The organism is Nonomuraea sp. NPDC049158, from assembly GCF_040648335.1.
In the GTDB taxonomy this organism is placed as follows: domain Bacteria; phylum Actinomycetota; class Actinomycetes; order Streptosporangiales; family Streptosporangiaceae; genus Nonomuraea.
The window spans coordinates 46,131-60,413 of record NZ_JBEZDM010000013.1; the positions used below are offsets into that span (position 1 = coordinate 46,131).

Annotated in this window: 14 protein-coding genes; 8 read left to right on the forward strand and 6 right to left on the reverse strand. The window is 70.7% G+C overall.

Translation table 11 applies throughout. From position 1 onward, the window contains the following. Positions 1-5: 5 nt before the first annotated feature. The 4 genes from AB0B61_RS27120 to AB0B61_RS27135 form a co-directional block, all read right to left on the reverse strand. A complete protein-coding gene (locus AB0B61_RS27120; protein WP_358437205.1) occupies positions 6-1,412 on the reverse strand; it encodes an LCP family protein in 1,407 nt (468 codons plus the stop codon). A gap of 114 nt (positions 1,413-1,526) precedes the next feature. Continuing rightward, positions 1,527-1,793, reverse strand: coding sequence for a DUF6510 family protein (locus tag AB0B61_RS27125; protein ID WP_358437208.1), 267 nt, complete (start codon positions 1,791-1,793; stop codon positions 1,527-1,529). Position 1,794: 1 nt separating this feature from the next. Further along, positions 1,795-2,520 carry a ferredoxin reductase gene (locus AB0B61_RS27130; RefSeq protein WP_358437211.1) on the reverse strand — a complete coding sequence of 242 codons (726 nt, stop codon included), beginning with the start codon at positions 2,518-2,520 and terminating at the stop codon, positions 1,795-1,797. After that, positions 2,521-3,120, reverse strand: a complete 600-nt coding sequence (locus tag AB0B61_RS27135; protein ID WP_358437213.1) for a sulfite oxidase-like oxidoreductase — start codon at positions 3,118-3,120, stop codon at positions 2,521-2,523. Positions 3,121-3,251: 131 nt separating this feature from the next. On the opposite strand from AB0B61_RS27135, the gene AB0B61_RS27140 reads away from it, so the two are divergent. The 4 genes from AB0B61_RS27140 to AB0B61_RS27155 all read left to right on the forward strand — a co-directional run bounded on the left by AB0B61_RS27140 (position 3,252) and on the right by AB0B61_RS27155 (position 6,497). Next, positions 3,252-3,848 (forward strand): TetR/AcrR family transcriptional regulator, encoded by a 597-nt coding sequence (locus AB0B61_RS27140; protein WP_358437216.1) that lies wholly within the window; start codon positions 3,252-3,254, stop codon positions 3,846-3,848. 61 nt (positions 3,849-3,909) lie between these two features. After that, a complete protein-coding gene (locus AB0B61_RS27145; protein ID WP_358437219.1) occupies positions 3,910-4,413 on the forward strand; it encodes a PH domain-containing protein in 504 nt (167 codons plus the stop codon). Further along, positions 4,410-5,915 carry a PH domain-containing protein gene (locus tag AB0B61_RS27150; protein ID WP_358437222.1) on the forward strand — a complete coding sequence of 502 codons (1,506 nt, stop codon included), beginning with the start codon at positions 4,410-4,412 and terminating at the stop codon, positions 5,913-5,915. Before AB0B61_RS27145 ends, AB0B61_RS27150 begins: the two co-directional genes overlap by 4 nt. Positions 5,916-6,035: 120 nt before the next feature. Further along, positions 6,036-6,497 (forward strand): STAS domain-containing protein, encoded by a 462-nt coding sequence (locus AB0B61_RS27155; protein ID WP_358437225.1) that lies wholly within the window; start codon positions 6,036-6,038, stop codon positions 6,495-6,497. 13 nt (positions 6,498-6,510) lie between these two features. On the opposite strand, the gene AB0B61_RS27160 is transcribed toward AB0B61_RS27155, so the two are convergent. Continuing rightward, a complete protein-coding gene (locus AB0B61_RS27160) occupies positions 6,511-7,224 on the reverse strand; it encodes a helix-turn-helix domain-containing protein (protein ID WP_358437228.1) in 714 nt (237 codons plus the stop codon). Positions 7,225-7,338: 114 nt separating this feature from the next. Here AB0B61_RS27160 and AB0B61_RS27165 point away from each other — a divergent pair, with 114 nt between their 5' ends. After that, on the forward strand, positions 7,339-8,229 hold the full coding sequence (locus AB0B61_RS27165; RefSeq protein WP_358437230.1) for an NmrA/HSCARG family protein: 891 nt from the start codon (positions 7,339-7,341) through the stop codon (positions 8,227-8,229). A gap of 216 nt (positions 8,230-8,445) precedes the next feature. Then, positions 8,446-10,086 carry a polyprenol phosphomannose-dependent alpha 1,6 mannosyltransferase MptB gene (mptB, locus tag AB0B61_RS27170; protein ID WP_358437233.1) on the forward strand — a complete coding sequence of 547 codons (1,641 nt, stop codon included), beginning with the start codon at positions 8,446-8,448 and terminating at the stop codon, positions 10,084-10,086. Here mptB and AB0B61_RS27175 read toward each other — a convergent pair. Beyond that, positions 9,968-12,499, reverse strand: a complete 2,532-nt coding sequence (locus AB0B61_RS27175) for a hypothetical protein (protein ID WP_358437235.1) — start codon at positions 12,497-12,499, stop codon at positions 9,968-9,970. The two genes, mptB and AB0B61_RS27175, sit on opposite strands and share 119 nt — an antisense overlap. A gap of 111 nt (positions 12,500-12,610) precedes the next feature. Here AB0B61_RS27175 and AB0B61_RS27180 point away from each other — a divergent pair, with 111 nt between their 5' ends. Both AB0B61_RS27180 and AB0B61_RS27185 read left to right on the forward strand, forming a co-directional pair. Continuing rightward, on the forward strand, positions 12,611-13,831 hold the full coding sequence (locus tag AB0B61_RS27180; protein ID WP_358437238.1) for a glycosyltransferase 87 family protein: 1,221 nt from the start codon (positions 12,611-12,613) through the stop codon (positions 13,829-13,831). Between the two features lie 21 nt (positions 13,832-13,852). Next, positions 13,853-14,269: a DUF4446 family protein gene (locus tag AB0B61_RS27185; protein WP_358437240.1), complete on the forward strand. Its 417-nt coding sequence runs from the start codon at positions 13,853-13,855 to the stop codon at positions 14,267-14,269. The last annotated feature ends 14 nt before the right edge of the window (positions 14,270-14,283 follow it).

Consider the following 14,283-nt stretch of genomic DNA (forward strand, 5'->3'; position numbering starts at 1 on the left):
CGTGGTCAGGACGCCGCGCAGGTGTCGTGGGTCGCGTCGAAGCCCTTCAGCGCCTCGGTGTCGTCGATGCGGAGGGGCTTGGTGCCCTTCCAGTCGTCGCCGATCACCAGCACCAAGCGGCTCGTCTGCGCTCCCGCCACCAACCGCGTCGTGGACGTGAGCAGGTCCTTGGTCAGGGTCGGGACGCCCGTCTCGCCCTTGGGTCCGTAGAAGATCGTCGTCTTGGCGTTCGGCTTGCGGGCCGTGTCGCCGATCTTGGTGATGTGGTAGCCCCGCTGCTCCAACGAGGCGGCCACCTGCGTGCCGAGACCGGTGCGGTAGGTGCCGTTGCGCAGCTCGATCTGCATCTTGGACCTGGACACCTTGGTCTGCCCGCCCTTGACGCCCTGCACGCTCTCGTCCTTGGACACGATCTGGAACAGCTTCCCGGCCTGCGGTTGTACCCACTCCACCCGGCCCGGCTGGGTGAGCGAGTAGTGCCACGGCGTTGTGACGAAGCGGATCTTGCCCACATTGAGGCCCTGCAGGCTGGTGGCCAGGTCCTTCATCACGCCGGGGGTGAGGTCGGGGTCGGTGGTGACGGCCTTGGTGCCGGCGTCGAGGAAGTTGAAGAGCTTGCCCGGGTCGGTGAGCGTCTGCCCGCTCATGACCTTCTTCACCATCGACGCGATGAACATCTGCTGGCGCTGGATCCGCCCGATGTCGGAGCCGTCGCCCATGCTGTAGCGGGCACGGACGTAGCCGAGCGCCTGCTCGCCGTTGACCGTCTGCCGCCCGGCGGCCAGGTGGAGCAGCGCCTTCTTGTCGTTGACCGCCTCGGGCAGGCAGATCTCCACACCGCCCACCGCGTCGACCATGCTCTTGAAGCCGGTGAAGTCGACCTTGACGAAGTGGTCGATGCGGATGCCGGTGAGCGACTCGATCGTCTTCCAGGTGCAGGCGATGCCGCCGGAGTTGAACGACTCGTTGATCATGCCCAGGTGCGGCTGCTGGCCGGTCAGTCCGGCCTTGGCGCGGCAGGCGGGCAACTGCACCAGAGAGTCGCGCGGAAAGCTGACGACCATGGCGTTGTCCCGCTTCGACGAGACGTGTGCCAGCATGATCGTGTCGGTACGCTCACCCGCGACGCGGCGGCCGTACTTGGCGTTCTTGCCGTCGCGCTGGTCGGAGCCGACGATCAGCACGTTCATCGCGGTGTCCGCCACCTTGGGCGGACGGGACGCGCCGAGGTCATCGGCCGTGACGGCGTCGTGCTTCACGTTGCCGTACAGCTTGAGGTAGACGCCGACCGCGACGCCCGCGATCACCAGCACGATCGTCATCACGATCGCGATCGTCCACCGCAGCCAGCGTTTACGGCCGCGGGCCGGCGCTTGTGGGGATGGTGGCGCGTCCAGCAGCCCGCTGTTCACGTGACTCCCATGGGACAGGGCCGTGGGCCGCCGCCCATGGCCAAGACCTCCGCCGTACAGATCTCGGCCGGTTGGACGTGCCCGAGTGTACTAAGCCGGATCGAGTGAGATCCGCTATTCAGGCAGTCGCACGCGCAACGACACGGCGCCGCGCAGGTCGAGCCACGCCGCGCCCGGCCCGCGTACCAGACGCAGCACGACCTCGTCGCAGCCGGGGCAGCGGGCGACCAGCCCCGGTTCGGGGCCATACACGCGGAGTTGGGCTACGGAGCCCGTCAGCCCGCAGCTCGCGCACCGTCCGATGGCCGCGGTGACGTCCACGGCGAAGATCTCGCTCAGCGGGCCGGCGAGGGCGTTGCCGTCCAGGTGTTCGGCGGTCATGTCAGCCTCCGGTCGGGCCGAAGCGTTCGGTTCTGATGTGCTTGGGCGCGTGCCCGAGCGCGAGCAGCAGGTCGGCGGCCGACTCGACGAACCCCGTCGGGCCGCAGACGTAGCACTCCGGCTCGAAGCCGGCGGGCCAGCCGCCTTCCGCCAGGTCGTCCAGCAGGATGCGGCCGGCCGGGCGGGGCCAGCCGTCCGGCACCGCCCGCGTGTAGATGTAGCCGACGTCCAGCCCGGCGTCGGGACGGCGTAGTTCCTCGGCGTAATAGCGGCTGCCGGGCTCGCGCAGCGAGTACAGCAGCCGGAACGGCACCCGGCTGCCCGCCCGGCGACGCGCGCGGATCATGGCCATCAGCGGGACGATGCCCGAGCCGCCGCCGACCAGCAGCACCGGCGAGGTGCTCTCGGGCCGCCAGACGAACCAGCCGCCGACCGGCCCACGGATCTCCACCTGGTCACCGGGCTCGATGACCTCTGTGAGGTACGGCGAGACCTCCCCGTCGGGTACGCGTTCGACGGTGAGCTCGACCGTGTCGCCGTCGGCCGGTGCGGACAACGAGTAACTGCGCTGGGCGCTGTAGCCGTCCTCGGCGGTCAGCCGCACGTCCACGTGCTGGCCGGCCAGGTGCCCCGGCCAGCCCGGCACCTGGAAGACCAGCGTGCGGGCGCTGGCGCTCTCGTCACGCAGCGCGGTCAGCCTGGCGGGTAGCCAGGTCAGGCGGCGCACCTAGTCGCCCTCGTAGCGCTGCTCGCGCCACGGGTCGCCGTAGTTGTGGTAGCCGGCGGTCTCCCAGAAGCCCGGCCAGTCCTCGTCGAGCAGCCGGATGCCGTGGATCCACTTGGCCGACTTCCAGAGGTACAGGTGCGGCACCAGCAGCCGGGCCGGGCCGCCGTGCCGGGGTTCGAGCTCCTCGCCGTCGAACTTGTGGACGATCCACGCCTTGCCGTCGAGCAGGTCTTCCAGGGGGAGGTTCGTGGTGTAGCCGCCGTACGAGTAGGCCAGCGCGTACTCGGCGGCCGACTCGACGTTCTCGAACAGCGTGTCCAGCGAGACGCCCTGCCAGCCGGTGCCGAGCTTGGACCATTTGGTGACGCAGTGGATGTCGACCGTCGGCGTCTCCTGCGGCAGCGCCATCAGCTCCGGCCAGGTCCATCGGTGGGTCTGCTCGGCCTCGGTGTCGATGGCGAACTCCCACCGCTCCAGCGGGATCCGCGGCGTCGGCCCGGTCGACAGCACCGGGAAGTCGTCGACCAGGTATTGGCCGGGCGGCAACCGGTCGTCGTCGCCCCTGCGCCGACCCTGGAAGCCGCGCGAAATGATGCCCACCGGCACTCCCTTCAGCGATGCACCAGATCACGTTCGCACGTTCGGGTACGCGGTGCACTTCTCCTCGCTTTGGTTATGCCAAGTCATACGTATTGAGTACCGTTGGGGGACGTAAAAAGAGAGGAGTACGGGTGCCCAAGCAGGTGGACCACGAGGCCCGGCGTACCCAGATCGCCAAGGCGCTGTGGCGGGTGGCGCAGGCCCGAGGGCTCGACCGGGTGAGCCTGAGAGAGGTCGCCGCGGCGGCGGACATGTCGCTCGGCCAGCTCCAGCACTATTTCACCAACCGTGAGGACATGATGGTCTTCGCGGTCGAGTTCATGAACAGGAAGAACGTCGAGCGCGTGGCCGAGCGCATGCTGGCTGCCGGCTCGCAGTCGCCGCGGGCCAGGCTCCGGGCCATCGTCCTGGAGATGCTCCCCGTCGACCAGGCGGCGGAGGCGGGCAGCCTGATCAACATCAGCTTCCTGCTGGAGGCCGCGCGCAGCGAGCCGCTGCGCGACTACGCCCGCAAGCGCGCGCTCGCGCTGCGTGGCGTGCTGGAGGGCCAGATCGCGCTGGCCATGCGGGCGGGCGACGTCGACGGGTCCCGCGATCCGGCGGCCGAGGCGGCGCTGCTGGTCAGCCTGGCCGACGGGCTGCGCGCCAACTTCCACCTGGGCGTGCACACCGCCGAGGAGACGGTGGCGCTGATGGACGGGCAGTTGGACCGGCTCTTCGGCGGTTGATCCAAGTCAGCTGTCTTGCTATGGTCGAAGTAATACAGCTGACTTGGAAAGGACGCGCCGCGTGAACAACCTCCGCCCTCCGCTGCACAGGGTCGATCCCAGAGCCAGACGATGGTGGACGCTCCAGGCGCTGGTGGTCCTGTCGGGGCCGGCGCTGCTGACGGCGCTGTGCCTGTTCGTGCTGTCGCTGCTGTTCTTCCCCGGGGCGCTGGTCTGGCTGGGGCCGCTGCTGCTGGTCGTCCTGGTGCTGCCCGCGGTCGTCTATCTGGCGGTCATGCCGCGCTGGCGCTACCGGGTGCACGCCTGGGAGCTGGGTGAGCTCGCCGTCTACTCGGCCAGCGGGTGGTTCTGGCAGAAGCGCCGGATCGCGCCGCTGTCCCGGGTACAGACGGTCGACACTGTGCGCGGCCCCATCCAGCAGTCGCTCGGGCTGGCCACGGTGACCGTGACCACCGCCTCGACGGCCGGCAACGTGAAGATCGCCGGCCTGTCCGACGCCGACGCCGAGGAGCTCGCCCGCCGCATCGGCGCCGCGGCGCAGGCCGTACCGGGTGATGCCGCGTGAACGGGCCGGACGAGCGCGTGAACGAGCCGGGCGCGCGGGCGGACGAGCCGGGCGCGCGGGTGGATGGATCGGGCGCGCAGGCGGACGGGCGGTGGCGGCGGCTCGATGGGCGTGTCATCGCGGCGCACTGCTTCTGGCTGGTCGCGCCGCTCGTATCGCTCGGGCTGACCGCGCTCGCCACCGGCGGCCGGTTCGACCTGCGCGCCTGGATCACGCTCGGCTCGATCGCCCTGACCTTCGCCGTCATCAGCGCGAACGGCCTGGCGCGCTGGCTGCGTACCCGATACCGGGTGACCGGCGAGCACTTCGAGGTGCGCTCGGGGCTGTTCGTCCGCAGGCTGCGCTCGGTGCCGCTGAGCCGGATCCGCAACGTCGACCTGACCGCGAACCCGGTGCACCGTCTCCTCGGCCTCGCCGTCGTGCGCGCGGGCACCGCCGACCGCGACGAGCTCCGGCTGGAGGCCCTGGCCCGGCAGGACGCGGCCCGGTTGCGCGGCGAGCTGCTGCGGCGGGCCGATACACGGGAGAGCGCCGAGCCGGTGCTGGCCATGTTCGATCGGCGGTGGCTGCGTTACGCGCCGCTGACGTTCTGGACGATCGGCGGCGTGTTCGTGGTCCTCGGCACCGCGTACCGGATCCTGAACGACATCGGGATCGAGCCGTGGCGCCTCGGCTTCCTGCGCGACCTCGCGGCCGGCGCGGTCTGGGTGACGATCCCGCTGACGCTCCTGGCCTTCTTGGTCGTCGGCAGCCTGGGGGCGACCGCGCTGTACGCCGAGAACTGGTGGAACTACCGCCTGGAATGGGCGGACTCCGGCACGCTCGCGGTGCGCCGCGGCCTGTTCACGACCCGATCGGTGTCGATGGACCGCGAGCGGCTGCGTGGCGTACTCCTGCGCGAGCCGCTGCTGCTCCGGGCCGGTGGCGGCGCCAAGGTCACCGCCGTGGCCGGCGGGCTCGGCGACGACGAGGAGAACCGGCGCCGCAGCTCGCTGCTGCCGCCCGCGCCCCGCGCCGAGGCCCTGCGCGTGGTCGAGCGGCTCACCGGCAAGGCGGCCGACCGGCCCATGCTCCGCCATCCCCGGGTCGCGCTGCGGCGCCGGGTCCTGCGCGGCCTGACGCTGGTCGTCCTGCCCGTGGCCGTCGCCCTGGCCGTGCTCGGGCTGCCGCTCGTCGCGGGGATCTTCCTGGTCGTGGCGACGCCGATCGTCTGGTGGCTGGCCCGGGACGCCTACCGCAACCTAGGCCACGCCGTCGATGGCGACTATCTGGTGGCGCGGTCCGGCACGTTCAGCCGCGACACGCTCGCGCTGCGCCGTACCGGCATCGTCGCCTGGACCTTCAGCTCCTCGCCGTTCGGCAGGCGGGCCGGCGTCGTGACGCTGACGGCCGCGGTGGCGGCGGGCGAGCAGGGCTACCGCATCCCCGACCTCGCCGCGGGCGAGGCTCCCGCGCTGGCGGAGGGGGCCGCGCCGGGCATCCTCACCGAATTCCTGGTTTAGCACGGGCATCCAGGCGCCAGGGGGTTCCGCGGGGTGTGATGGCCTTCACGCCGCCCAGCCGTTGAATGCCGCTTTTCCGGGCAGAAAGAAAGGTGACGCTACTGGAAGTGAGTGCGAACCATGAGCGCGCGTGCGGTGCGAATCGACACTATCCGACACGTTCATTGCACAGTTCTTCGAGCGAGCGGCGAGCTGGATCACGCTGGCCGTGCGCGCCTGAGCGCGCGCATCCGGGAGGTCTGGGACTGGTCGGACGGGCCCATCCTGGTGTTCGACCTGACTGACGTGGTGTTCTACGACTCTTCCCTGATCGGGGCGTTGGCGGTGGCGTTGCAGCGCGTACGGGCCACGCGCAGCGGCCGCGTCATCCTGGCCAGCCCTCCCGACCGGCTGCTCACCGCTCTGGAACGTACTGGTCTGCTGGAGTACGTCGAGATCCGCGACGGCGTCCAGGAGACGGTGGCGGAGATCATGATCGAGCGGGAGCGGGGACGGAAGCGTGGGGCGGGCTCCGGCGGCGCGTCCGTCGAAGAGGGCCGCGGTGCGCGGGACTTCCGAACCGTCCTGCCCTATCTGCGGTAGGTGTCCTTGGACGTCAGCCCTCGGGGATGCCGGACTCGGCGCGATCGGCGTCGATCAGGTCGCTGAGCAGGGTGACGGTGGCCGCGGCGAGGTCGCGCAGCCTGGCCTCGGGGATGGCCGCCTCGCTCTCGAAGGCGCGTTGGACGGTCCGCGCGAGCAGGTCCGCCCGTTGCTCCGGACCATCGGCGGGAGCATCGCCTTCGGCGCGCAGGAAGCCCTCGAACGTGGCCTGGTAGGCGTAGCCGATCTCGTCGGTGCGCATGTCATCGCGGAGCAGTCCGTACTCGGTGAGCAGGTTGAGGTAGTCGCTCGCCATGGTGCCGTGCCGCTCGTCGCGGGCGGTGTCGGGCGAGCTGGTCAGTTTGCCGAGCAGGTGGGGATCGGCCAGGAGGAACCCGCGCAGCAGCGGGCGGTTGGTGATGGCCACGAAGTAGGCGCGCGCGAAGTTGTGCAGCAGGCATACCGTCGCGTCCTGCCGCAGCGCCTGCCGTAGCTCGTCCATGGCGTAGAGCACCTCGCGGGCGAAGACCACGCTGAACAGCTGCTCGCGGGTCTTCCAGTGCAGATAGACCGTGCCCTTGCCGATGCCGGCTCCCTCGGCCACGTCGTCGATGGTCACCCGCCGGTAGCCGTGGCGCAGCAGCAGGTCGGCTGCCACGTCGAGGATGCGGGTGGCCCGTTCGGCGCGCTGCTGCGGGTCTCGGAGTCGTTCGGCGTTGGCGCTCACGTAGGAACCGTATGACCCCATACGAGATCTGGTCAACTCATATTTATCGATTGACTAACTTTCAAATTTCGTCATACAGTCACCTCGACACAGCGGCAACACCTGGAGCGAGTCATGAACAGCACCCTCGACAAGACCGTCCTCGTCACCGGCGCCACCGGGAACCAGGGCGGCGCCACCGCCCGTCACCTGCTCGCCGACGGCTGGCGGGTCCGCGCCCTCGTCCGGGACGAGAGCGCCCCCGCGGCCGTCGCGCTCGCCGCCGCCGGCGCCGAGCTCGTCCGCGGCGACCTGGACGACCGCGCCTCCATCGACGCGGCGGCCCGCGGTGTGTACGGCATCTACAGCGTCCAGTCCGCCAACGACAACGAGATCGCCCAGGGCAAGAACGTCGCGGACGCCGCCAAGGCCGCGGACGTGCGGCACCTGGTGTACTCCTCGGTCGGCGGCGTCGAGAGCCAGAACAGCTTCTACGTGGAGCACGGCTGGGGCGCCATCGACAAGTGGCAGATCGAGGAGCGCATCCGCGAGCTGGGTGTGCCCGCGACGATCCTGCGCCCCGCCGGGTTCATGGAGGACTTCACCAGCCCGGCGCGGTTCTTCCAGAACGGCTCGCTCAACGTGCCCTGGCACGACGACCTGGTCATGCAGCTCATCGCCATCGACGACACCGGCGCCTTCGCCGCGCTGGCCTTCGCGGACCCGGACACTTATCTGGGGCAGGCGATGGAGATCACCGGCGACCGGCTGACCGCCCCGCAGATCGCCGCCGCGCTCGGCAAGGCGGCCGGGCGCCAGATTCCGCACACCCGGATTCCGCTGGACGTCCTCTGGGAGCACGACCCCGAGGTCGCGAAGGTCTTCACCTGGGCGAACGAGACCTACTACGACACCGACCTCGAGCCCCTGCGCAAGGCCAACGCCACCCTCACGGACTTCAACACCTGGCTGGACCGCTCGGGCAAGGCACGGCTCCTGACGCAACTGGACTCCCAGCCGGCCTGACCGCGCTCGCCCGCCCTCACTGGCCTTGGCAGGCCGCCTGCCGGGGGTCCCTCGCCAGGTGGGCGCCCGACCTGCTGGGCCCCCGCTAGGTGGGCAGCAGGCCGCCGGCAGATCGCCCGTTGGGGCCTCTTCGCCAGGTGGAGCGAGGGCCCGTCGACGCAGGCGGCCTGGCGGGCTCGGGCCTGAGCGTTCCGGCGAGTGTGCTGGAATTTGCGGGTGACTTCGGAGACGCGGCGCGGAAAGGCGCCAGGCCGGCTCGCCCAGTCGGCCACGGCGGCGATCGGCGCCTCGGCCCTGCTGACGATCGCCATCGGCCTCCTCGGCCCGTCCGTCATGGTCCCTGCTCTGAGCGGCCCCACCTGGCAGCCGCCCTACTCCCTGAACGTGCACCCCGCCCCCCACCTCGTGGTGGGGCTCGGCGCGGCGGCGATCGTGCTCGGCGCGCTCGGCTCGCTAGGCCTGCTGCTCGCCCTCTCCCGTGCGTCCGCGCTGCCCGCCACCTCCTCGCCCGCCAACTCCTCACCTGTCACCCCCTCACCCGCCGCCCCGCTATCCGCCAGCGGCAGATTCACGTCGTTCGGCGGTAGTCAGTGGTCGTTCGACGGCGGTCAGTGGTTGCCGGACCCTCGGCTGCTGGTGCGCCTGGGCTGTCTGGCCGCCGCGCTGCTGGCGTTCCTGCCTCCATCCGGCTCCGGCGACCACCTCAACTACGCCGCCTACGGACGCATGGTGACGTTGGGCGTCAACCCGTACACGCACGGAGCCGTCGACCTGCCCATCGACCCCATCGCCCGCGCGGTGGAGGCCCCCTGGCGTGAGGAGCCGAGCGTCTACGGCCCGGTGGCGACGGCTGTGCAGGCTCTGGCGAGCTGGATCGGCGGCGATTCGCTCCGGCTGACCATCTTCGTGCTGGCTCTGGTCAACGCGGTCGCGTTCATCGCGACGGGCCTGCTGATCGACCGTTTCACCCGGGATGATCCCGCCAGACGGCTGCGGGCGGCTCTGCTCTGGACCGCCAACCCGCTGCTGCTCTACCAGTTGGTCGCCGGTATGCACGTTGACACCCTGGCCATCGCCTGCATGGTCGCCGCCCTTCTGGCCCGGAGCCGCCCGGTCGGTTCCGGGCTCCTGCTCGGCCTCGGCGTGGCGGTGAAGATCAACGCGGGTCTCGTGGCGCTCGGCCCCGCCTGGGAGCTGCGCCGGCGCCCCGGCCGCCTGGCCCTGATGGCGGGTACCGCTCTGGCCGTGGTGGTCGTCGGCTACGTGATCGTCGGGGCCGAGGCGATCGGCCCGATGACCCGCACCAGCAAGTCGATCTCGCTGGCCTCGTTCTGGAAACTGGTCCAGGGCTGGCTGCAGTCGATCGTCGGCGCGGGCAGCGCTTACCGAGGCGAGATCCAGATCGGCTCGCTGCTGGTGCTCGCCCTGGTGGCGTGGTCACTGTTCCGCCTGGTGTCCAGGCGCGACGGCTACCAGGGCCATGCGGGCGCCCACGGGCCGGCGGGGCTGAGTGCCCCCGTCGTCTCCGCCGTGATCGTGATCGCCTACCTGTTCGCGACGCCGTACATCCTGCCCTGGTACGACGGCCTGGCGTTCGGGATGCTCGCCCTGATCGGGGCGTCGGCGCTCGACGGGCTGCTGCTGACGCACCTGCTCGTCCTGTCCCTGGCCTACCTGCCCGCCCGCGTCCTCGACAACGACGTCATGCCGCAGGACCTCGACTGGCTCCAGACGGTGGTCAGGTCGCGGATCGCTCCGTGGGCCCTGTTCGCGCTGACGGCGGCTCTGGTGTGGTGGTCGTGGCGAGCCGCAGGGCGCGTACGGACGCCGCGAGCGTCAACGGCACCGCCACGGTGAGCGCCATGGCCGGGATGGCGATGCCCGAGTCGTTGATGAGGAACCCGATGAACGCGCACGTGAGCGCCCCGAACAGGCCCGCCCGGAGCGTCGGCGCGAGCGCGTACGCCTGACCGAGCGCCGGAGCACCCCACCGGGACGGCCGGTTGAGCACCCAGAAGAGGAACGCGAGCGCGACCAGCGTGAGCAGCGTGAGAGACCAGTTCCCGACGGTGACGCCGATCATCGCGCCGAACTTGCGCCCGATCACCGTCCACGCCTGACCGTCGATGATCTGCTGGACGAAATTGCCCAGATGGGTACGCTGCGCCGCCGGCCGCAGCCAGTCGAAGAGCGAGATGCCTCCGATGAGCACCGCTCCCGCCACCCCGACCAGCAGCAGCTTCACGACCGAGACCCGCCGCCCGGCGAGCAGGATGAGGAAGACGGCCAGCCCGATCACGAAGGCCGGGACCCCGCCGAAGTCCGCCCCCCACGACGGCCACCCATCGGCGAACACCGCCAACCCCCCATACGCCCCGCACACCAGCACCGTCACGAACCTGGACACCCCCCTCCTGAGCAGCCACTGAGCGACTCCGGCCAGCGCGAGCACGGTCCCCGTCGCGTACACGGCGAAGGCGATGTTGGAGAACCCGTAGAACCGCCCCCCGGTGACAGGCTCGTAGCCGGTCACCGCGTTGACCTGCAACTTCGAACCGGTCATCACGTCGATGAGCAGGGCGACGGAGGTGATGCCGGCGACCACGGTCAGGGGCCCGAGCACGTGCGCCCGCCACGGCCCGGCGAAGGCCAGCCCCATGATCACGGCGGCGAAGGCGAGGATGGTCACGATGACGCCGAGCATCGGCAGCGGGAGAGCCCACCACGGCACCAGCTGCGCCAGGAACGTCGAGACCGCGATGGACCCACTGACCACGGCCACCACCTGCACGACGGCCAGCAGCCGAGAAGCACTCGCCGCCTCGTACCCCGACAGAGCCCCCGCCGACTCCGCCGACGACCCTCCGGCGTCACCGTGAGTCCCCGCGGAGGTGGGTTCCGCAAGCCCGGCCTCAGCGGACGCGGCGACACCGGACCCGCTCTCAGCGGGCCGGGCCTCAGCGGACTCGCTCTCAGCGGACCCCGCCTCAGTGGGCGTCGCCTCACCGGACGCGGCCCCCACAGGCGTGGCGTCGGTGGCCGTTTCACCTGCGGAGACGGAGGCGGAGCGGCGACGGCGGCGCAGGGCCAGGGCGGCGAAGGCGTAGAAGAGCAGCTGTAGCGTCACGAACACCGCGAAGAACGGCCCGCGGACCTCCCGAAGCACCTGGCTGGCCAGGTCGCTGTCCGACAGCTCGTTGACCGTGTCGACGGGTGGGGTCGCGCCCGCCGTACCGTCGCTCTGCCAGGCGCGCCCGACCACCTCGCGCGGCGCCTCCAGGCCCAGCAACTGGATCGCGGTGGCGGTCAGGTCGGTGATCGTGACCAGGGCGTCCTGGCGGGTAGAGGTCGCCGTCAGATAGCCGTGCTGGTACGGCCGGCCGCTCGGGGAGGGGCCGGTGGCGATGGCGACGTGGAGATGGGGGTCCGGGGTGAGGTCGGAGACGCCCGCCACCAGGACGGTCGTGTCACCCGGCAGCCTGCCGAGCAGGTCGCCGATGCGGTGATCCGCCCGCGCGGCGGCGGCCTGACGCGTCGCGGTGGGGAGCGGGGTGTGCACGCCGTGCTCGTCGAGCGGCTGGTGGGCCCAGGCATCGGCCAGGTCGGCGGCGTCCATGACGATCAGGTTGTAGGGAGTCGGGTCGCCGAGAGCCTCCGGCGTGTCGACGTATCTGGCGACTTTTCCGGTCGTATCGGCGGCGGCCACCGCGGCGCCTGGCCCGATGGCGGCGACATGACCGCCCGAGGACGTCACGAGCTGGCCCAGGGTGCCGAGCCGTGCGTCGTACCCGGTCTCGGCCTGGTTCGCGACCAGCGCCGACCAGCCCGGGACCGTGGCGGCCTCGCCAATGACCTGAGGCGTCGGGACAGCGGGGCACCCACGCCCAGCCGTCCCGGCCCGCTGGCCCGCCGACACGGTCAGCCATCCGGCCATCGGGCAGGTGATGCCGCGGTCGGGCGGCGGCACGGCACGTGTGGACAGCGAGGCGGAGCCGCCGTGGGCGACCAGCTTCCACAGGTTGGGGGTACGCGTTTCGTCCAGGTCACTCCACTGGAGCCCCGGCACCCCGATGATCGCCACACGACCGCGCGCGGACGATGCCGGGACGGGACCCGAAACAGATATCGAGGCTGCGGCGGCCGGGCCGGCGCCGATGACGGGCGTCAGAACGGTGGCGAGGAGCACCGCGACGAAGACCAGGACGGCCCGGCGGTGGCCGCGCCGGGCAGGGGATTCTTGAGGCGGCCAGGCGGGGGTTTCTCGTGGCATGGGAGGGCGGTCCGAGGCGGGGGAGGCCGCGCTGAAAGTGGCGTGCGGCATGTGCGGGACCCCCAGTATCGACGCGCTCGATCAACAACAGCCACGGTAACGTGCCACACCGTGACAGGTGGCAGGGCGACGACGATCCGGCGGCAGTGGTGGGCGTGGGCGATTGCCGCCCTGCTCATCGCGGTGTCCGTCGCACCGCTGGTGCAGCAGTGGCTGACCAATCCCGACGATCAGCGGCTGGTCGATCTGGATGTGTACCGGACCGGCGGGCAGATGATCCTCGACGGCCGGGCCGTCTACGAGTTCGCCACGCCCGCGCCTCAGTTGCTGCCGTTCACCTACCCGCCGGTGGCGGCGATGCTGGCCGTCCTGCTGGCCAAGATGTCCTGGGATACCGCCCAGTGGGTGTGGACCGCCGGGGTCTTCGTGTCGCTGGCCGTCGTGGTGGCGTACTCCTTCAGAGGGGTGCTGGCGGCGCACCAGGAGGGGCAGGCGGCACACCGGGACGGGTTGGCGCGGTACGCGCCGTGGCTCTTCGCCTTCCTGATGGTGGCCTGCACGTACTTGATGCCGATCCGCGACCAGGTCCGGTTCGGGCAGGTGGACATCCTGCTGGTCGCGTTGTGCCTGGCCGACTGCGTGGCCAGGAGGCCGTGGTGGCCTCGGGGGTTCCTGATCGGGCTGGCCACGGCGGTGAAGCTCACGCCGGGCGTCTTCTTGATCTACCTGCTGGTGACGCGGCAGTGGCGGACGTTCTTCATGGCGGCGTTCGCCGCGGCGCTGCTCACGTTGTTGCCGTTCGTGGTGATTCCGCAGGACGCGGCCGACTTCTGGTTCTCCGCGCTGTTCGATCCCAACCGGCTCGGCGCGAACGCCGCCACCACCAACCAGTCGATCCGCGGCATGCTGATCCGCCTGTACCTGCCCGACGCGGTGACGTCCGTGATCTGGATCGCCCTGGTGGCGGTCGTGGGCTGGTACGGCTTCCGCGGGGCGCGCGCCGCGTACCAGGCGAAGGACCCGATCACCGCCGTCGCGCTGGTCGGGCTCATGGCCGTGCTGCTCTCCCCGGTCGCCTGGATCCACCATCTCGCCTGGGTGGTCGTGGTGCTCGGGGCCATCGTGGGTGACGGGCGCGATCCGGTGAGGGTGCGGGTGGCCGTGGGGGTGTGGTTGTACTACGTGCTGCCCATCCCTTGGTGGGGTGTGGCGTTGAAGGTGGCGGGGGTGCCGGTGCTCGACAAGATCGTGCAGGACGGCTACGGGCTGGGCGCGCTGGGTCTGGTCTGGTTGTTGGTCTCCTGGTTGCCGAAACGGCGCGACCTGGCTTGACGAACGATTACCCTCTGTTACGTGCTGATTACCGTATGGGTCTTGGTGGGCCTCGTCGCCGGGGTGAGTGGCGTGACCATCGGCTACAGAGCGCTCAAGCAGGCCAGGGCCGCCCTGGACGAGTGCCGGCAGACGCTGGTCATGCAGACGAGCGAGGGCAAGGGCGATCTCAAGGCCATCCGGGACGTCGCCGTGTGCCGATACGACGCGCTGGCGGAGATGACCGGGCGGCTGTCGTTCTCGATCGCGATGATCAACGGACTGGGCGACGGCATCGTACTGACCTCGATCAACGGACGATCCGAGACCCGCACCTATGTACGACCGGTGGTGAGCGGCAAGGGAGAGGAGCCGCTGTCTCCGGAGGAGGAGCAGGCGGTGCGAGCGGCCCGGCTGGGACACGGCCCGCTGATCGACGCGCAGGCGGGCCGATGGTAAAGGCCGGAAAGGTC

Excerpts from the sequence above, each read along its gene's own strand:
- AB0B61_RS27175 (WP_358437235.1), bottom strand. The coding sequence starts at position 12,499 with ATGCCACGAGAAACCCCCGCCTGGCCGCCTCAAGAATCCCCTGCCCGG.
- AB0B61_RS27125 (WP_358437208.1), bottom strand. The coding sequence starts at position 1,793 with ATGACCGCCGAACACCTGGACGGCAACGCCCTCGCCGGCCCGCTGAGC.
- AB0B61_RS27165 (WP_358437230.1), top strand. The coding sequence starts at position 7,339 with ATGAACAGCACCCTCGACAAGACCGTCCTCGTCACCGGCGCCACCGGG.
- AB0B61_RS27155 (WP_358437225.1), top strand. The coding sequence starts at position 6,036 with ATGAGCGCGCGTGCGGTGCGAATCGACACTATCCGACACGTTCATTGC.